The organism is Geobacter sp. 60473, from assembly GCF_036323535.1.
Taxonomy (GTDB): Bacteria; Desulfobacterota; Desulfuromonadia; order Geobacterales; family Geobacteraceae; genus Geobacter; species Geobacter sulfurreducens.
In genome coordinates, this window is the sequence record NZ_AP028967.1 from 1,987,501 (window position 1) to 2,006,065 (window position 18,565).

Sequence of the window (18,565 nt, forward strand, 5' to 3'; positions counted from 1 at the left end):
AACCGAACCATCGCGGATACCGGACCGTATGCCGTTGATTTCGGCCATGGAGAGATCGCTCAGCAACTCGTAGTAGCGAAGCATGAGCTCGTCGGATATCGACATGATCTTGCCGAATATTTCGTCGGCCGGTTCATTGATTCCAATATAGTTGCCGAGAGATTTACTCATCTTATTGACGCCGTCGAGCCCTTCAAGCAGCGGCATCGTAATTACGGTCTGAGGGGTTTGCCCCCATTCACGCTGAAGTTCGCGCCCCACAAGCAAGTTGAACTTCTGGTCGGTACCTCCGAGTTCCACATCTGCCTGAAGCGCCACCGAATCATATCCCTGGATCAAAGGATAGAGAAACTCGTGAATGCTTATGGGAAGCTGGTTCGCAAACCTCTTTCCGAAGTCGTCGCGCTCAAGCATACGCGCCACGGTGTACTTGGCGGCAAGGCCGATTATCCCGCCGGCGTCGAGCTTGGCCAGCCACTCCGAGTTGAAGGCCACCCGTGTTTTCTCCGGATCAAGAATTTTAAACACCTGCTCCTTGTAGGTCTCGGCGTTGCGCAGAACATCCTCACGGGTGAGCGCCTTGCGAGTTTCGGACTTGCCGGTCGGATCACCAATCATTCCGGTAAAGTCACCGATCAGAAAAATAACCTCGTGCCCGAGTTGCTGGAACTGTCGCATCTTGTGCAAAAGGACCGTATGTCCTAAGTGAAGATCGGGCGCAGTGGGATCGAAGCCGGCCTTTATCTTGAGGGGGACTCCGGTCTTGGCCGATTTTTCAAGTTTTTCCACAAGTTCCTTTTCTACCAGTATCTCTACCGCGCCCCGCTTGATGAGCGCCATTTGATCGGCAACGGACATGGCCTGGGCAAACCTCCTCACGAACAGATTAGTGAAATGCGCTCAATGGAGAGTGCCCGCCCGCTAACCGGATCGACAACAATGACAACTCCGTTAAGTCGCACATCCTTCTTTGCAACCTCGAACCTGACCGGCATTTGCGTGACAAACCGCTCCACCGCCAGTTCTTTGCGAACCCCGATAACCGAATCGAAACTTCCCGTCATGCCCGCATCGGTAATATACGCTGTGCCGCCGGGCAGGATACGTTCATCTGCGGTCTGAACATGGGTATGCGTTCCAACGACCGCACTGACCTTACCGTCGAGATACCAGCCAAGGGCAATTTTTTCCGATGTGGCTTCCGCATGGAAGTCGACAAAAACAAGCGATGTCGACTCCTTCAGCCTCTCGATTTCCTGGTCGGCGACACGAAACGGGCAATCCAGGTTATTCATGAACACCCGCCCCTCAAGGTTCAGAATGCCAACCGGCACTCCTCCGGCAGTGCGAACCACGGTTGATCCGCGCCCCACGGTTCCGGGTGGATAATTTGCCGGGCGCACCAGCCGCTCTTCCCGGCCGATGAAGGAAAAGGATTCTCGCTTGTCCCAAATGTGGTTGCCACTGGTCAAGACGTCGATCCCGAGCGAGAAGAGCTCCTTTGCCGTCTCCTCGGTGATCCCGAAGCCACCGGCCGAATTTTCGCCGTTGGCCACGACAAGATCCACCCGATGATGATCCACGAGCCGGTGAAGTTCGCGGACAAGGGCCTGTCGCCCCGGGCTCCCGATAATATCGCCGATAAAGAGGATGTTAACGGGCATACTCTATGGCGCGGGTTTCCCGGATAACATTCACCTTGATCTGACCGGGATAGGTCATCTCGGCCTCGATCTTCTTGGCGATGTCCTTGGCCAGCAGAACAGCCCGCTCGTCGGAGACCTCTTCGCTCGACACCATGACGCGGATTTCTCTGCCGGCCTGAATGGCAAAGGAGTTGTTCACACCGCCAAAGGAACAGGATATCCGTTCAAGATCCTCAAGCCGCTTCACGTATGTTTCCATCATTTCCCGGCGCGCCCCCGGCCGTGCGCCGGAGAGGGCGTCGGCGGCCTGAACGAGGACGGCGAGGATCGAATTCGGCTTTTCATCCTCGTGGTGGGCCATAATTGCGTGGACAATTTTGGGCGACTCACCATATTTGCGCGCAAGTTCAGCGCCGATGACCGCGTGGGATCCTTCAACCTCATGGTCCACCGCCTTGCCCAGGTCGTGGAGCAGACCGGCGCGCTTTGCCTGCTTGACGTTAACGCCCAGTTCCGAGGCCATGATGCCGCAGAGGAAGGCGACCTCAAGAGAGTGCTGGTATACATTCTGGCTGTAAGACGTGCGGTATTTCAAACGGCCAATGAGCTTGAGGATTTCAGGATGGATGCCGTGAACACCGAGGTCAAAGGCCGCCTGATCGCCAGCTTCCTTGACGGCCTGCTCCACTTCCTCCTCTGCCTTGGCCACCACTTCTTCGATGCGGCCGGGGTGAATCCGCCCGTCAGTGATGAGTTTCTCAAGGGCGATCTTTGCCACTTCGCGGCGAACCGGATTGAAGCCTGAAAGAATAACCGCCTCGGGGGTATCGTCGATGATGAGGTCGATGCCGGTGGCCGCCTCGAGGGCCCGGATATTGCGGCCTTCGCGACCGATGATTCGCCCCTTCATTTCGTCGGAGGGGAGGGCTACCACCGATACGGTCTTTTCGGCAACGTACTCGCCCGCATACCGCTGAACGGCAAGAGAAATGATTTCCTTGGATTTCTTATCCGCGGTCTCGCGGGCCTCCTCTTCGATGGCCTTGATCCGCTTGGCGGCATCAAGTTTCGCCTCGCTCTCCATGGCGTCCATGAGGATCTTCTTCGCTTCAGCCGAGGTCATGCCGGAAATCTGTTCTAGCTTGGCCCGTTGTTCGGCCACGAGCGCATCAAGGGATTCCTCTTTCCGGCTGAGAGACTGCTCCCGTGTGAGGATGCCCTGCTCCTTCTTCGTCAGGTCGGCATCGCGCTGATCGAAGAGGTTCATCTTTTTATCGAGGTTCTCCTCCTTCTGCTGAAGGCGCTTTTCCAGTGTCTGAAGATCCTTGTGCTTTTCCTTTGTTTCCCGCTCGAAATCGGCTTTTGCCTGATAGACGACATCCTTGGCCTGAAGAGCGGCTTCCTTGCTGATCGTTTCCGCTTCACGCTTGGCATCCTCCACGATGCGGGAGGCGAGTTCTTCGGCCTTGCTTACCAGAGAATCAGAGAGTTTCTTGCGCAGCAGGTTTCCAATCAGAAATCCCGCTCCTGCTGCGAGGACGATGAAAATAATTGCCAGTTCTATCTTCAATGTTCCGGTACCTCCTCAGGTATATTTCTAACCGAGAGGACGAATGATCCTCTTCTCGGTAACGATCAGGTCGAGTGCCACATCGTGAGGCTCTCCCCGTATTTCATCGACGAGCTGGAAATCGTAACAAAAGCCGACAAGTCGGCCCGTTTTCTCCAAATGATGGAGTGCCCGGTCGTAAAACCCCTTCCCATAGCCGATCCGGCGGCCTGCCAAGTCAAAGGCAACCCCCGGCACAACAATGATGTCCGCGCAGTCGGGAGCAACGGCCTTTCCCGTCAGACAGGGCTCAGGAATACCGAATGAGCCTGAGCGGAGTCCTGCCGGGTCAGTCACTTCGATGAAACGGAGCTCGTCGCCGCACACGGCCGGTAGAAGAACCGTTTTTCCCTGGTCGAGGGCCAGCCGCAGCACGTCACCCGTGTCTACCTCACCCCTGATGGGGGCGTAGAGAGCAACGACCCGTGACTTCCGGAAGCCGTCGCTGTCCGCAAACGAGCGCTGTATGGCCTCGGAAGCCCGCCTGACCTCGGCAGGGGCCAGGGATCTTCGCAACGCGAGCATTGACTGTCTCAGGGCGCGCTTGGGCATTGGGTCGTGTGACCGTGACGCAGGGTCATCGGCCACTAACGGTACACGGGAACGGGGTCCGAGGAGGGGAGGATTCCTGGAGGGTAATTGGAGAAGATATGCCGGCGTCAGACAGGAAGGAAGGCTATGCTTCGGGTAATGTCGTATGGCGTGACGAAGTATGAAACCGTAGCGTCGTAATTACCCTCTCCGCATCTCTGAAAATTCCTGCAGGCCGTTATCAGTAAAAACAGCCAAAACCTCTGTTGATTCGAACGGCGAGGTTTTCTGTTGAAACTGATCCATCTTTCCGTAACCAACCCGAACCGCTTGTACCGCACTTTCTATTTATAACCTCTCCCGAAGGGAGTCGAGAACCGGCAAATGTCAGCCGGACAGGCCCTCACAGAAGGACATCTTCGATACGTCGCGTCAACCGCCGAAGCTTGTCGCCGCCGACATGACGCTGCTCTTCAAGTTCCCTGGAAAGGGAAATACACGTTTCAGCCAAATTCATGAGTGCCAGGATGACCGGAACCTGAGGGTCTCCCACCGGCACCTGTGCCCGTGCTTCCGCAAGCTTACGATTCACAAGGGCTTCAACCTCGCCCACGTGCTCCGCCAAGGAGGTGCTTTTAACGGTCAACTCGCGCCCGAGGACCTTGATGCGGTGGGACTGCTTGTCGGACACTAGATACCTTCGAGTTTCCGCAGGATACCGTCAATCCGGACCTTGACCCCTTCGCGCTCCTGCTGAAGCCTTGCATTGTCCGCTCGAAGCTGTTCGTTCTCTCGCTTCAGGGCGCCATAGCGCTCAAGAAGCATGTCAAGACGCCGTTCCAGATCCGAAAACAGTTCCGTATCCATAAGCAAACACCTTTTTAGGAATAAAATAATATATTCTGCTCTGTTGTTTAGTCAAGGTCATTTATTGAAAGAGGGCGTCCACGAATTGGGAGGGATCGAAATCCCGCAGGTCGTCGACCCCCTCGCCGACGCCGATGTAACGGACGGGAATCCTGAACTCATTGCAGATTGCAACCACGATTCCTCCCTTTGCCGTACCGTCGAGCTTTGTCAGGGCGATGCCGGTAACCTGGGCTGCCTCCTTGAAGAGTTTCGCCTGCGAGAGGGCATTCTGTCCCGTTGCCGCGTCAAGAACCAGCAACGTCTCATGGGGAGCCCCGGGGATCTCCCGCGACATGATGCGGCGGACCTTTTTGAGTTCCTCCATGAGATTTACCTTGGTATGGAGACGTCCGGCGGTGTCGACGATGAGGATGTCCGCGCCACGGGCCACGGCCGCCTTGATGCTGTCGAACACAACGGCAGACGGATCCGCTCCTTCCTTGTGGCGGATCACGTCGACGCCGGTGCGCTCGCCCCATATCTGGAGCTGCTCGGCGGCAGCAGCGCGGAAGGTGTCGCCGGCGGCCAGAATCACTCTTTTCCCCTGGGCGGTAAACCGGGCCGCGAGCTTGCCAATGGTAGTGGTCTTGCCGACGCCGTTGACGCCGATGACCATGATGACGAAGGGAGAGGCCCCTGTTACGTCCAGCTGATGGGCGTCACGGGCAAGGCGACCGTGGATATCCTCCTTGAGCGCCTCCCTGAGGGCCTCGCCGTCCTTGAGCTCGTTGCGGGAGAGGCGCTGCTCCAATCCCCTGATCAACTCCACGGTGGTCTGGACGCCCAGATCGGCGGTGATGAGTATCTCTTCCAGCTCCTCAAGGGTGTCGGCGTCAATCTCCTTCTTGCCGAGCACGAGACGATCGATGCGCCCCACCAGGCTATCGCGGGTCTTGCTCAGCCCCTGCTTGAGCCGCTCGAAAAATCCGGGGCGCCGGTCTTCCTGCTCCGGCGGTGCAGCGACATCCGCAACGGCGGACGTCGTTTCATCGACTGCCTCTTCCTGATCACGATCGCCGCCGGTAACCTTACCCCAAAGTCCCTTGAAAAAGCCCTTCCGTTCTTCCGTCATCTCAGTATATCTCCTTGGCCAGACATTCTACGGCCGATCTGAAGTGAATGAGCACCCGGCCGGGTATGGCACCGCGCTCCAGCGTCATGACAAGGGAATAGTCATCCCCCACCGGTCCCACAATGGCACGGATCCCCGCCGTGGTAATGACCGCCTCCAGGACGGCTCCACCGGAAAGCCGCACCTGGAGTGCCTTGAGGTGCGCGAGGAGAATGCCTTTATGGGCACCGATGATTTTGATTTCGTAGTCATCCATGAGGGCATGCTGTTCGACAGCCTCCCCCTCCCAGTCGGCAAGAATTGCGCCGGTTGCGCCGGGAACGGCATCGACCAGCTCGGTCAGAATCCTTTTGAACGGCACGAATCACCTCGGACGTCGGTTAGTTCAGTTTGACCGACACGCTCTTAGACACCCCGGGCTCCTCCATGGTCACGCCGTAAAGAGTGTCGACAACGGCCATGGTGGCCTTGTTGTGGGTAATGATGATGAACTGCGACACATCGCTCATCTCCCTCACCATATCGTTGAACCGGCCGATATTGGCGTCGTCAAGCGGGGCGTCAACCTCATCGAGAAGACAGAAGGGTGTCGGCTTGATGAGGAAGATGGAAAAGATCAGCGCCACTGCGGTGAGGGCCTTCTCACCACCCGAGAGCAGGGTCACGTTCTGGAGTTTTTTCCCTGGCGGCTGAACAATGATATCGATCCCGGTTTCCAGCAGGTCTTCCTCGTTAGTGAGCCGCAGTTCAGCCCGGCCGCCGCAGAACAGCCGGGGGAAGACCTCCTGGAACTTCTCGTTGACCAGAGTGAAGGTTTCCAGAAAACGCTTGCGGGTGGTCCGGTTGATCCGCTGGATAGCCTGCTGGAGCGACTGAAGCGACTCTTCCAGGTCTTCTTTCTGCGACGAGAGGAACGCGAACCGCTCCTCCAGCTCCCGGTATTCCTCGATGGCCGTCAGGTTCACTTCGCCGATTTCGTCGATCAACCGGCCGAGCTCAGCCTGACGACGGGCGGCCGCTTCCTCGTCAAAAGGCCTTTCGGCGTAGGATGGCATGACCTCGCACATCTCCAGCCGGTACTTATCAGCCAGGGAGGAAATCAGATGATTGAGTTCAAGGGTGAGACCGGACAGGGTGAGCTTGTGGGCGGCCACTTCGTCCCGGGCTGCCTCGCACTGATGACGAAGCTCCCGCAGCTCCGCCTCTTCCACCCGCACCGCCTCGGCCCGGGTATCGAATTCCATGCGAAGGCTCCGGGATAATGACTCGGCTTCGGCATACGCCGCAAGGTGGCCCTTGAGATCGTCCTCGGCGGCGGCAGTCGCAACCGTAAGGTGCTCCCGCTCGGCGGCTGACGATTCACCTTCCCCCCGTAGCCGGCCAATGCGCTCCCGCAGGTCCCGGATCGACTCCTCGGTTCGCACCGTGGCCCGGGACGCGGCCTCCCGCTTTTCCCTGAGCTGGGCTCCCTTGACCTTGAGAGCCGTGACCGCATCACGGGCGGCTTCGATTGTACGGCGGCTAACCGTCAGGGCTTCCTGCGTTCTCGCCACTTCGGCATCGAGCGCTTCCCGCTTCGCCTCGCGCTCGGCGCGGCGGCCGTCGGCGTCGGCAATCTCTTCGTCCAGAGTCCTGCGTTCGTCCTGAAGCTGCTCGTCCTCAATCCCCGCAATGGCGATTCGCTCCTCGATCCGCTGGCACTCTTCGCGGGCCCGCTGAAGATCCTTCTCGGCATTGACGAACTGGATCTCCGTCTGGTGGAGGGTTTGCCGAAGGTCGCGCACCTCCTCCTCCAGCCGGGAACGCTCCCCCCGGAGCTCCTCCCGGCGCGTCTCGGTTTCACGCACAGAAGATTCGAGGCGCTCCACGATTCCGGAAAGCTCCCTGATCTCTCTCTTCTTGTGGACAAGTCCCTGGCCGGCGTTCTCGGCGGAGCCGCCGTTCACGATCCCCCCGCCAAAGGCGAGGTCTCCCTGGAGGGTAACGAAGGTTGCCCGGGGATGCCGCCGGGACAGGGAAAGGGCCTGGGCCAGGGTATCCGCCAGATGGACGTCGGCCAACAACGGTTCGATCAGGGGACGCCAGGCTGCGACAATGGAAACCCGATCCAGCAGGGGCATGGCCCCGGCAACGGATGAACAGTCGTCGGCCGGGGTGCCCGCCACGATAATGCCGCAGCGGCCGCCGCCCGATTCCTTGAGATGGGCAATGGCGTCCAGGGCCGCCTCATCGCTCGCGCTGAGCACGTACTGGAGCCGCTCGGCGCAGACTGCCTCCAGGGCCGTCTCGTAATCGGCGCCGGTCTCCACCGCATCGGCGAGCACGCCTCCGAACCGACCGGCAAAACGCTCGGACAGGAACAGGTTGCGAACCCCCTGGCCGTATCCGGCAAACTGGGCTTCCAGTTCCTGGAGCGAATGGAGACGAGAGGCCGCCCGCGAGAGTTCGTCCCGCTGGGCGACGAGTTCCCGCTCGGCCTCGGCCAGCCGCTGCCGGACCTCCTCTTCGCGGCGGGTCATGACCGGAAGGCGTTCCTGGAGGTCAGCCTTTGCCCGGCCAAGACCGGACACCGTGCCGTCGAGCTCGTGCACTTTGCCCGTGGCCTCCACCAGCCGCTCCTGAAGAAGGGTTCCTTCCCGGCGGTTGCGGTCAGCACGCTCGGCGAGCCCCTCCAGGCGGCGGGCAGCCGCGGTTCGCTGATTGTTGAGCTGGGCAACTTCGGACAAGAGGGAGAAAAGCTCGCGGCGGGCTTCGTCCAGGTGGGCGGCGAGTTCCCGCTCGGCGCCGGTCATCTCTTCCAGCTCCATCTCGCGCGTTTGGAGACTTTCCTCTTCCCCTGCCACCTCCACGGCAAAGGATCCGCTCTGCTCCACCAGACGGGCGAGCTCTTCCTCGGCGGCCGCAAGCTGCGCCCCGGCAGTCGAGAGCTCGACGGCCACGCGCTCCTGCTGGCGCTCCAGGGAGGAAAGCTCGCGGCGCTGGAACTCGATCCGGCTTTCGCATGCCTGGATATCCGCCTTCTGCCGGAAAAGCCTCTCCTGCGCAGTGGCGACTTCCTTTTCCCGCTCGGCCAGGGCAAGCCGACGCTCGGCAAGCTCCAGGTCCCGTCGCTCAAGATCGGCAAAGAGAGCACTCTCGCGGGAAACCGCCTCGCGCAGAAGACCCTCGATCCGCTCTTTTTCCGCGTCAAGGGCAGTGAACCGCCGGACCGAGGCATGGATTTCGATCTCGCGGAGCTCCTCGCGGTATTCCCTGAACCGTTCGGCCTTCTTCACCTGCCGCTGGAGAGAGTTGAGCTGGCGCTTGATTTCGGAGAGGATATCGCCGATGCGGAGCAGGTTCTGGCGGGTAAGGTCTATCTTCTTGAGCGCGACCTGCTTGCGGGCCTTGAACTTGGTGACCCCGGCCGCCTCTTCAATGATGAAGCGGCGCTCTTCGGGCTTGGAGTGGAGAATCATCCCGATCTTGCCCTGCTCGATGATCGAGTAGGCACGGGCACCGACGCCGGTGTCCATGAAGAGCTCGGTGATGTCCATGAGCCGGCAGGGGGTCTTGTTGAGAAAGTACTCGCTCTCCCCATCCCGGTAGAGACGCCTGGTGACCTGTATTTCGCTGTAGCTCAGATACTTGGCCGGCACCCGGCCGTCATCGGTGGCAAAGACCATGGAGACTTCGGCCATGCCGAGGGGCTTGCGGAACTCGCTGCCGCCGAAAATGATGTCCTCCATGGACCGGCCGCGCAGGTTCTTGGCCGACTGTTCACCCATGGCCCAGCGGATGGCGTCGACCACGTTCGACTTGCCGCAGCCGTTGGGCCCGACAATGCCGGTAATCCCCTGCTGAAAGTCGAAGGAGACCTTGTCGACGAATGATTTAAAACCAACGATGTCCAAGCGCTTGATCTTCATAAACCGGGCTATAGTAGCAGAGGGCAGATGGCTTTGCAAAGGCAAAGCGGAACGTTTACCAGAGCCCCTTCGCGCACTGGCGCGGCAACGGGATGCTTGCCAAGCAGACCCGATTGATGCTATTTTTCAGGCCTATCCGCGGAGGTGCCATGAAAGAGCGGACCAAAATCCTCCTGATCGACGATGAAGAAACGGGACGCGAAGCCCTCACCCTCCTGCTGAAGGCGGCCGGTCATGCGGTGAAAAGCGCCGGGTCGGGCGGCGAGGCCTTTCAGACCCTTACCCGCGACACCTTCGACATCGTCATTACCGACCTTTTCCTCCCCGATGCCAGCGGTATCGACATCCTGAAAAAAGTCAAGGAAGACGCCCCCCTCACCGAAGTGATCCTCATCACTGGCCACGCTTCGGCGGAAACGGCAGTGAAGGCGATGAAAGAGGGCGCTTTCGACTACATCACCAAACCCCTCAACTTCGACGAACTGAAGATCATCATCGGCAAGGCTGTGGAGAAGCGGCAGCTCTTGTCCGAAAACGTCTACCTCCGGAAGCAGTTGCGCGACAAGTTCGAATTCGCCAATATCATTGGCAGCTCTCCCGCCATGCAGCACGTCTTCGCCCTTATGAAGCGGATCGTCAAAACCGACTCGACCGTGCTGATAGCCGGCGAATCGGGGACCGGCAAAGAGCTGGTGGCCAAGGCGATCCACTTCAACGGCGGGCGGCGCGACAAACCGTTCATTGCCGTCCACTGCGGGGCTATCCCGGAAAACCTGCTGGAATCGGAACTGTTCGGCTACGTCAAGGGTGCGTTCACCGGTGCGATGCGGGACAAAATCGGCAAGTTCGAAGCAGCCAACGGCGGTACCATCTTCCTCGATGAAATCGGCACGATGCCGATGCAGTTGCAGACAAAGCTCCTGCGCGTGCTTCAGGAAGAGGAAGTGGAACGGGTGGGCTCCACCCGCCCCGTCAAGATCGATGTCCGGATCATCTCGGCCACCAACCTGGATCTGGCGGAGGAGGTCAAAAAGGGCAACTTCAGGGAGGATCTCTTTTACCGGCTCAACGTGATCCCCCTGCAACTCCCCCCCCTGAGGGAACGGGTCGAGGACATCCTCCCCCTGGCCAAACATTTTCTTGCCAAGTACTGCAAGGAGATGCAGCGACGGAACATGTCGCTTGCCAGCGACACGCTCGAGGCACTGGAAAGCTACCAGTGGCCCGGTAACGTACGGGAGTTGGAGAACGTCATGGAGCGGGTGGCGGCCCTTACCGAAGACAACACCGTTACCGTTCAGGACCTGCCGCACAATATCCGGGAGGAGGGATTGACCCGCCTGACCGGCAAGGGGGTCGACCTCGTAAAGGTATTGGCTGAAATCGAGCGGGGGATGATCAGGGACGCGCTGGTCCTGTCAGACGGCGTTAAGGCCCGGGCCGCGGCCCTGCTCAACCTGAACAGGACAACACTGGTGGAAAAGATGAGGCGGCTCGGAATGCCGCTCTGACAGGATGCGCCCGCATCTGATGCTTCAGCATATTCCGGCCGGAGCTGCGGCGGGAATGGCCGGGCGAGAGCAGTATCCCAGGCACATCCCCTGGAGAACGGCAATAGCGTAGGAAAACTCCGTAAGAGCCGTGCGTGAATCTGAGCCCTTCACCTCCGCTTGATCCGGAAGACAGAGGTGAAGGTTGCCGCCTTTATGCCGTTACCGTCGAACACTTCGGCAGTTCCCCTGATCGTCCTCTCTTCCTCCCGTACCGCCTCCGCCACGGACTTGACGGTGCCGCCGTGGATCGGGGCGTGAAACTTCAGCGTCATCTCCATGGTCACAAAGTGGGACCCCTCGGGGAGAAGGCTCTTGATGGCCATGGCAACCGCGGTGTCGGCCAGGGCCGTTATCGCACCGCCGTGCATGAGCCCTTTTCCCTGGGCGTGCTTCACGCGAAACGGCATGGTCAGCACCGCCCGCCCCCGGTCAGCTTCCTCGATGGTCATCCCCAGGTATTCCTCAAAAGGGGCGCAGGCGATCCACTCGGGCAATTCGAACGGCAGCGCCGTCTCCTCGGTCATGGGCTCTTCATAGAGATGCTCGTACATATCCTTCCCCCTCCGGGACACCGTCAAGCCTGCCCCCTCTTCTCACGCGCCGGCGGTAAGCCCCTTAGATTCCCAGTATCTCCGCCTTTACCGTCTCGTCGATGAGACTCTCCTCAATGGCCTCACGCACCCAGGGCTCCCTGCTTGTGACCAGGACCCGGGCGACCCCTTCGGCAACGGCCGGCACCTGACTCCACAGGGCATTGCGGATTCCGCGCAGCTCATGGGCATCTCCCCTGCGGCCGCCGGCGAGTTCCCGGCACCGGCCGCAGAGAAGCGCCAGGGTTTCCTCCGACGGTTCGTCGTCAGGACGGTAGTCCCACGGGCGCAGGTCGTCCTTCCCCTCGCACCATTCGCAGGCGAAGCCGGCCCGCTTGGCGAGCGCCTTGCCCAGCAAGCCAATCTGCTCCTGCCGTTCCCTGTTTGCCTGGTATCCCTTAGCCATTCCCCGTCACCTCCTGTCCCCCTTGCCGGGGGCCTCCTTGCCCAGAAGCCCCATGACCTGCCGGACATCGTCCCACACGTCCCTCTTCCTTTCGGGGTTGCGCAGCAGGAAAGCCGGATGAAACGTCGGCATGAGAGGAATGCCGTGATAGTCGTGGAACCGCCCCCGCAGCCGCGAAATGGGCTCCTTGGTACTAAGGATGGTCTGGGCCGCAAAGGTGCCCAGTGCCAGGATGGCCTCGGGCGCCACGGCCATCACCTGGCGGAGCATGAAGGATGAGCACGCCTCGATCTCGGCGGACGCCGGATCGCGGTTGTGCGGCGGCCGGCATTTGAGCACGTTGCAGATGTAGACGTCCTCGCGGGCGAAGCCCATGGCCTCAATGATTTTGGTCAGGAGCTGCCCCGCCTCCCCCACGAAGGGCTCGCCGCGAAAATCCTCGTCACGACCGGGCGCCTCGCCGATAATCATGAGGCGCGCGGCGGGATTACCGACTCCAAACACGAGATTAGTCCTGCCGGCGCCAAGGGCGCACCGGTGGCACCCCCCCATCTCGCGCCGGATATCGTCCAGGGTTTCCCGCGCTTCACCGGAAGCGGCAGGCGCAGAGGACGCCTCCACCACGGAGACACTCGGCGCGGGAGCGGCCAGAGGGAGGCCCTCTACTCCCGTCTCCCGGACTTCCTCCAGATAGCGGCGCAGGGAAGCGATCACCTCACGCGGGGTGTCACCGGTCACGGCAAACTCCTTTACTTTTTTCTAAGGGTTCAATACGATTATGCAATGCTCTTCGCCGCCATTCTGCTCATCATCATCGCCGTGCCCGTTGATGCCTTTGCCTGGGGAGCCGGCATCCACCTTCAGCTGGGAACGGCAGTCATCAACAATCTCAGTTCCTTAAACCCTGCCGTGGCCGCAGTCATCGGCCAGTACCCCCACGACTTTCTCTACGGATGCATCGCGGCGGACATCACCATCGGCAAAAAGTTCACCCATTATCTTCAGCACTGCCACCGGTGGCGGATCGGCATGAAAGTCCTGGAATACGCCTGGAACCCGCCCCAGAAAGCATGCGCCTACGGCTACCTGGCGCACCTGGCGGCAGATACGGTCGCCCACAACTACTTTGTTCCGTACAAGATCATGGGCAGTTTTTCCACGCTCACCCTCAAGCACGCCTACTGGGAGATGCGGTTCGAGACCTTCGTCGATCGGGACATCTGGGAAACGGCCCGCACGATCTGCCTCGAGAACTACAAAGCGAACGATGCCCTGCTGCGCAACGTACTGTCGGACACCATCTTTTCCTTTGGTACCAACAAGCGGATCTTCAACTCGATCCTCCTGGTCTCGCGGCTGGAAAAGTGGCAGCAGGTGCTCAAGACCATGTCGGATTCATCGAGCTACGTGCTGGAGAACGGCGACCGGGAAGAGTTCATGACCCTTGCCGAGGACGCGGTATTCGACTTTCTGGCCAAAATGGAGGAGTCGCGTTTCTACTTGGCCGACCCCACCGGTGAACGGGCTTTGACCGCGGCGGAGGCGGTGAGAAAAAACCTGCGCCTGCTCTACCGGAGCGGCAAGCTCTCCAAGGACGATGCCTTTGCTCAGGTGACATCCCTCAAGGGACGCCTTCGCCAGGCAATTTGGGAGCCGGAGAAACTTCTCCAGATCCTCTCCTCGGCCTGACGCCCCTGTCCCGCTCCTTACTCCGCCTTTTTCCTCAGTTCCGCCACCCGGTCTAGAATGAGGGCCGCCATGTCATCCTTGGTCATGAGTGGCAGCTCCTCACTGGTCCCGTCACGATAGAGAAGGCGGGCAATGTTGGTGTCGCCGTGGAATCCGGCGCCTTCCAGGCTCACGTCGTTGGCGACCATCATGTCCACATTCTTGGCAACCAGTTTTTTCCTTGCGTTTTCAAGCAGATCGGCAGTCTCGGCGGCAAAACCCACCAGCAGGCGCTCACCCTTGATTCCTCCAAGTTCGGCAAGTATGTCGGGGTTCTTCTCCAGCTCGATCACCAGCGAGTCGGCATTTTTCTTGATCTTTCCCGTCGCGCGCACTACAGGACGATAATCGGCCACGGCTGCGGCCTTGATCACGACCGTGGCCGTCGGCAGGGCAGCCATGACGGCAGCGCGCATCTCCACGGCCGAAGCCACCCGCACCGTTTCCACCCCCCAGGGCGCATCGAGGCAGGTGGGGCCTGAGACCAGTGTCACCTCCGCTCCGCGGCGCCGGGCGACACGGGCAATGGCGTATCCCATCTTACCCGACGAGTGGTTGCTCACAAAGCGGACCGGATCGATCTCCTCCTGGGTGGGCCCGGCGGTCACCAGCAGGTGTTCGCCGGCCAGATCCTTCGGCGCAAGGGCGGTGACCGCCTCCTCGAAAATTATCTCGGGGGACTGGAGCTTTCCTTCTCCCTCCCAGCCGCAGGCGAGCATTCCCCGCACCGGATCCGCGAACAGGTAGCCGTGGCGTCTCAGCCGCGCCTCGTTTTCCTGGTAGAGGGGATTGCGGTACATGTTGCAGTTCATGGCGGGAGCGATCAGAACCGGTGACCTGGTGGCCATGACCGTGGTGGTGAGCATGTCGTCGGCGATGCCGTGGGCGATCTTGCCGATCACGTTGGCCGTGGCCGGCGCGATGATGAAGAGATCGGCCCGGTCCGCCAGCGAAATGTGACCGATTTCCCGTTCAGCGATGAGATTGAAGAGTTCCGTATGCACGGGGTTGGAGGTTAGGGTCTGGAACGTGAGCGGAGCCACGAACTCCGTGGCCGATCGCGTCATGATGACATGGACGTTCGCTCCTGCCCCCGTGAGCAGCCGTACGAGCTCTACGGCTTTGTAGACTGCGATGCCTCCGCAAACACCGAGGACGATCTCTTTTCCCTTGAGCATTGGGCCTCCGCCGCGCAATTTTTCCCAGAGGTTACGCGTGCGCGCTAATCCGTCAGGTAGGGGTTGTACCGCCGCTCCCGGCCGATGGACGTTGTCGGACCATGGCCCGGATAGACCTCAGTCTCATCCGGCAGGGTCAGAAGCTTCTCGCGGATCGACGTAATGAGGGCCTCGTGGGACGAGCCCGGGAAATCGGTGCGTCCCACCGATTCCTCGAACAGGGTGTCACCGGTGAGCACCTTTCCTTCCCCCTCCAGGAGCAGACAGCACCCCCCCGGCGTGTGACCGGGCGTATGAAGGACCCGGAGGCTAAGGGTTCCCACGGAAAGGGTCATGCTGTCCTCCAGAAGCGTGTCGGGAACCGGCGAATTTTCCGTATTGAGACCGTACATGGCGGCCACATCCGCGGCCCGGCCGAGGAAGTGGACATCGTCCCGGTGGACCAGCAGCTTCGCCCCAGTGGCTTCCAGCACCTGCCGGTTGCCCCCCACATGATCGAAGTGGCCGTGGGTGTTTATCACCATGCCCACGCTGAGCCCCAGTTCGCCGACTCGTTCGAGAATCCGCCCGGATTCCGCTCCCGGGTCCACGATCACCCCTTCGCGGCTCTGCTCGCAGCCGAGAATGAAACAATTGACCCCCAGCGGGCCGACGACAACGGTTTCAAAGATCATGATACACCCTCTCTGATTGGAGTATCTGTTCAGAACAGATCCAGATTCTTTTGCAGGGTCTCGAACGGATTGTTGCTGAACCCTTTTCGGGCGGTGTCGCCGCCTTTGCGCTCGGCCATGGCGGCCTGGGGGGCAGCCGGCAGCGGTACAGGCTCCGGCTCGGGCACCATCATCTCATCGGTCCCGTCCCGGTATTCCTCCTCGCCGTTATAACTCTCCTTATAGAAGTAGCGGTCATAGAGCCGGTGATAGGAGGTCCAGCGCCCCAGGTTTTCGCTTTCCTTGCGGATATGGGTTCTGATCCCGTTGATCTTGGAGTCCAGATCGTCCAGGTAGTTGAGAATCGTCGCTTCGACAGTCTTGGGACGCTTGGGGGAACCGTATTCGTACTGTCCATGGTGGGACAGCAGCATGTGCTTGAGCAGCATCCCCAGCTCCGGCGGGAAGCCTGGGATGGTCGAAATCCGCTCCTGGAGCATCTCCACGCCGATAGTGATATGGCCGATGAGTTTTCCCTCGTCGGTGTAGTCGAAGGAACGCAGGTACGTCATCTCCCGCACCTTGCCCACGTCGTGCAACAGGGCGCCCGCCACCAGCAGGTCGCGGTTGAGATCCGTGTAGAGGGGGACGATGGCATCAACCAGGCGGGACACGGCCAGTGAGTGCTCCAGCAGCCCCCCCAGGTAGACATGGTGCATCCCCTTGGCGGCCGGCGCGGTCCGATAGAGCGCCATGAAGGCAGGATCGTCGAAAAAGGCCTTCATCAGCGCTTTCAGGTACTGATCGGAAAAGGTTTCCACCAGGGCCTTGAGTTCGCTCTCCATCTCGGCAATGGTACGGTCCGACTCGGGGAGAAAGTCTGCCAGGTTCACCCGGTCATCGGGAATCCTCACCAGTTCGGAAATGATGAGCTGCATCTTGCCCAGGTAGACTGAGGCCTTGGACCGGATGGCAACGAAGTCATCCTTGCCGAAGGAGGCCGACAACTGGTCAACGTTGTCCCAGACGCGGCCCTCGATCTCGCCGCTCTTGTCCATGAGCCTAAGCGTCATGTAGGGCTTGCCGTTCTTGGCCATGGCCATGATCTTTTCCTTCACGAGAAACACGGAATCGACCAGATCGCGGTCACGGATGCTCGCTATGAAAACCTTGCTCAAAGTGCTCTCCTTGTGTCTGCGGATATGCTCCGCGCGATGGCGTCGGCTACGCGAATGCCGTCCAGTGCGGCGCTCATGATTCCCCCGGCGTAGCCGGCACCTTCCCCTGCCGGATAAAGACCGGGGAGCCCCACGGATTGCAGATTCTCTCCCCGCACAATGCGAACGGGTGCCGACGTACGGGTCTCCGGTGCGGTGAGGGTTGCTTCGGCGGTCACGAAGCCCCGCATCTTCCGGTCGAAATGGCGAACTCCCTCCCGCAACGCTTCTGTCACGGCGGTGGGGAGCACCCGATCCAGCTCCGCCTCGCGAATGTCGGGACGATAGCTCGACGACACCCGTCCCCCCCCTTTCATGCCGAGAAACGCAAGCAGGTTCTGAGCCGGCGCCCGGTAATCCCCACCGCCCGCCTCAAAGGCTCGCCGTTCCAAACGGCGCTGGAAGCCGATCCCTGCCAGGGGGGACTGGTCTCCGAAATCATCAGGTCCGACAGTAACCACCAGGGCACTGTTCGCATACGGAGAATTCCGCAGGTAGGCGCTCATGCCGTTGGTCACCACCCCTTCCGGCTCGGAGGCTCCCGCCACCACCACGCCGCCGGGACACATGCAGAAGGAATAGGCGGAGCGTCCGGTACGGGAATTGTTCCATGCCAGGGCGTAGTCAGCCGGCGGCAGGGCGGGATGGTGGCCCGCGCCGTACTGGATCCGGTTGATGAGTTCCTGGGGATGCTCCACCCGCACCCCCACGGCGAAGGGCTTGGGCTGGAGGAGCGCACCCCGGCGCAGCAGCATCTCGTAGGTATCGCGGGCGCTGTTGCCCGGGGCGAGAACAAGCGCATCGCAGGGAAGCTCATCGGCCCCGTTAACCACCGCGGCCTCCACCGCTCTGCCGGAAAGTGTCAAGTCAGTCAGACGGCTGCCGAACCGGATGTCGAACCCCGCTGACAACAGCCACCGGCGAATGGAGGCAACCACCAAGCGCAGACGGTCGGTGCCGATATGCGGTTTGGCAAGATAGCCGATCTCGGGCGAGGCACCAAAGTCGATCAGCTTGTCGAGCACGTACCTGATGTTCGGGTCATTCACCCTCGTGGTCAGTTTACCGTCGGAAAAGGTCCCGGCGCCCCCTTCACCGAACTGGACGTTACTCTCCGGATCGAGCACGCCCCTATCCCAGAAGGCCTGAACATCCCTGCCCCGCTCCTCCACGGGTCGGCCGCGTTCGATGATGGTGGCGACAAGGCCGTATTCCGCCAGGCGCAGTGCCGCAAAAAGCCCGGCGGGCCCCATGCCGACGATAACGATGCGCTGGGAAGATTCAAGAGATGGAAAGGCCGGCTGTTCTGGCGGAGCATGTACGGCGACATCGGGGTCATGGCCGTGGCGGGCCAGGAATGCGGCCTCATTGAGGAGCGAGCATTCAACAGTGCAGACGAACTTGATCCGTGGCTTGCGGCGGGCATCGATACTCTTGCGGACGAGCCGGAAATCGACGATCTCCCGTTCATCCAGGGAAAACCGCCGGGCGAACATCCCGCGCAGCAGCTCATCCCCCTGGGTCGGGGCGAGAATGAGGTTGCGTACCAACAGAGGCATCGATAT

General features: G+C 60.5%; 18 protein-coding genes (1 of these 18 cut by a window edge). 2 read left to right on the forward strand and 16 right to left on the reverse strand.

What is annotated here, in order from left to right; translation table 11 throughout:
- From tyrS to smc, 9 genes are all read right to left on the reverse strand, one after another.
- Positions 1-858, reverse strand: the 5' portion of a protein-coding gene (gene tyrS, locus AABA48_RS08945) for a tyrosine--tRNA ligase (RefSeq protein ID WP_286350159.1). It extends 354 nt beyond the left edge of the window; only the first 858 of its 1,212 coding nucleotides appear in the window; the start codon lies at positions 856-858; its stop codon lies off the left edge, out of view.
- A 17-nt stretch (positions 859-875) separates the two neighbouring features.
- On the reverse strand, positions 876-1,664 hold the full coding sequence (locus tag AABA48_RS08950; protein ID WP_286350160.1) for a TIGR00282 family metallophosphoesterase: 789 nt from the start codon (positions 1,662-1,664) through the stop codon (positions 876-878).
- Entirely contained in the window at positions 1,654-3,216 is a 1,563-nt protein-coding gene (gene rny, locus AABA48_RS08955) for a ribonuclease Y (protein ID WP_286350161.1), read from the reverse strand. The genes AABA48_RS08950 and rny overlap by 11 nt, the downstream gene beginning before the upstream one ends.
- Positions 3,217-3,243: 27 nt before the next feature.
- Positions 3,244-3,807 (reverse strand): 5-formyltetrahydrofolate cyclo-ligase, encoded by a 564-nt coding sequence (locus AABA48_RS08960; protein WP_286350162.1) that lies wholly within the window; start codon positions 3,805-3,807, stop codon positions 3,244-3,246.
- Between the two features lie 382 nt (positions 3,808-4,189).
- Positions 4,190-4,477 carry a cell division protein ZapA gene (locus tag AABA48_RS08965; RefSeq protein ID WP_286350163.1) on the reverse strand — a complete coding sequence of 96 codons (288 nt, stop codon included), beginning with the start codon at positions 4,475-4,477 and terminating at the stop codon, positions 4,190-4,192.
- On the reverse strand, positions 4,477-4,653 hold the full coding sequence (gene zapB / locus AABA48_RS08970) for a cell division protein ZapB (protein ID WP_286350164.1): 177 nt from the start codon (positions 4,651-4,653) through the stop codon (positions 4,477-4,479). Before zapB ends, AABA48_RS08965 begins: the two co-directional genes overlap by 1 nt.
- Before the next feature lie 61 nt (positions 4,654-4,714).
- Positions 4,715-5,767: a signal recognition particle-docking protein FtsY gene (ftsY, locus tag AABA48_RS08975; protein WP_286350165.1), complete on the reverse strand. Its 1,053-nt coding sequence runs from the start codon at positions 5,765-5,767 to the stop codon at positions 4,715-4,717.
- 1 nt (position 5,768) lies between these two features.
- Positions 5,769-6,128 carry a roadblock/LC7 domain-containing protein gene (locus tag AABA48_RS08980; RefSeq protein ID WP_286350166.1) on the reverse strand — a complete coding sequence of 120 codons (360 nt, stop codon included), beginning with the start codon at positions 6,126-6,128 and terminating at the stop codon, positions 5,769-5,771.
- 19 nt (positions 6,129-6,147) lie between these two features.
- Complete coding sequence (gene smc, locus AABA48_RS08985) at positions 6,148-9,675, reverse strand: chromosome segregation protein SMC (protein ID WP_338269990.1); 3,528 nt, start codon at positions 9,673-9,675, stop codon at positions 6,148-6,150.
- Between the two features lie 149 nt (positions 9,676-9,824).
- Between smc and AABA48_RS08990 the strand changes: the two genes are divergently transcribed.
- Entirely contained in the window at positions 9,825-11,186 is a 1,362-nt protein-coding gene (locus AABA48_RS08990) for a sigma-54-dependent transcriptional regulator (RefSeq protein WP_286350168.1), read from the forward strand.
- Between the two features lie 149 nt (positions 11,187-11,335).
- Here the strand turns inward: AABA48_RS08990 and AABA48_RS08995 are convergent, their stop codons facing one another.
- From AABA48_RS08995 to AABA48_RS09005, 3 genes are all read right to left on the reverse strand, one after another.
- Positions 11,336-11,779, reverse strand: coding sequence for a PaaI family thioesterase (locus AABA48_RS08995; protein ID WP_286350169.1), 444 nt, complete (start codon positions 11,777-11,779; stop codon positions 11,336-11,338).
- Positions 11,780-11,843: 64 nt separating this feature from the next.
- Positions 11,844-12,224, reverse strand: coding sequence for a hypothetical protein (locus tag AABA48_RS09000; protein ID WP_286350170.1), 381 nt, complete (start codon positions 12,222-12,224; stop codon positions 11,844-11,846).
- A 6-nt stretch (positions 12,225-12,230) separates the two neighbouring features.
- The gene (locus tag AABA48_RS09005) at positions 12,231-12,962 is read right to left on the reverse strand and encodes a uracil-DNA glycosylase (RefSeq protein WP_338269994.1); all 732 of its coding nucleotides are present in this window, start codon (positions 12,960-12,962) and stop codon (positions 12,231-12,233) included.
- Positions 12,963-13,007: 45 nt separating this feature from the next.
- Here AABA48_RS09005 and AABA48_RS09010 point away from each other — a divergent pair, with 45 nt between their 5' ends.
- Complete coding sequence (locus tag AABA48_RS09010; protein ID WP_286350172.1) at positions 13,008-13,913, forward strand: zinc dependent phospholipase C family protein; 906 nt, start codon at positions 13,008-13,010, stop codon at positions 13,911-13,913.
- 17 nt (positions 13,914-13,930) lie between these two features.
- Here AABA48_RS09010 and coaBC read toward each other — a convergent pair whose 3' ends face one another.
- Genes coaBC through AABA48_RS09030 form a run of 4 tightly spaced genes read right to left on the reverse strand, consistent with a single transcriptional unit; the run spans position 13,931 to position 18,559 of the window.
- The gene (gene coaBC, locus AABA48_RS09015) at positions 13,931-15,130 is read right to left on the reverse strand and encodes a bifunctional phosphopantothenoylcysteine decarboxylase/phosphopantothenate--cysteine ligase CoaBC (protein WP_338269997.1); all 1,200 of its coding nucleotides are present in this window, start codon (positions 15,128-15,130) and stop codon (positions 13,931-13,933) included.
- 44 nt (positions 15,131-15,174) lie between these two features.
- Complete coding sequence (locus AABA48_RS09020; RefSeq protein WP_338270000.1) at positions 15,175-15,804, reverse strand: MBL fold metallo-hydrolase; 630 nt, start codon at positions 15,802-15,804, stop codon at positions 15,175-15,177.
- 29 nt (positions 15,805-15,833) lie between these two features.
- Positions 15,834-16,961, reverse strand: a complete 1,128-nt coding sequence (locus AABA48_RS09025; RefSeq protein WP_338270002.1) for a 3'-5' exoribonuclease YhaM family protein — start codon at positions 16,959-16,961, stop codon at positions 15,834-15,836.
- Positions 16,958-18,559 carry an NAD(P)/FAD-dependent oxidoreductase gene (locus AABA48_RS09030; RefSeq protein ID WP_338270005.1) on the reverse strand — a complete coding sequence of 534 codons (1,602 nt, stop codon included), beginning with the start codon at positions 18,557-18,559 and terminating at the stop codon, positions 16,958-16,960. Before AABA48_RS09030 ends, AABA48_RS09025 begins: the two co-directional genes overlap by 4 nt.
- Positions 18,560-18,565 lie beyond the last annotated feature (6 nt).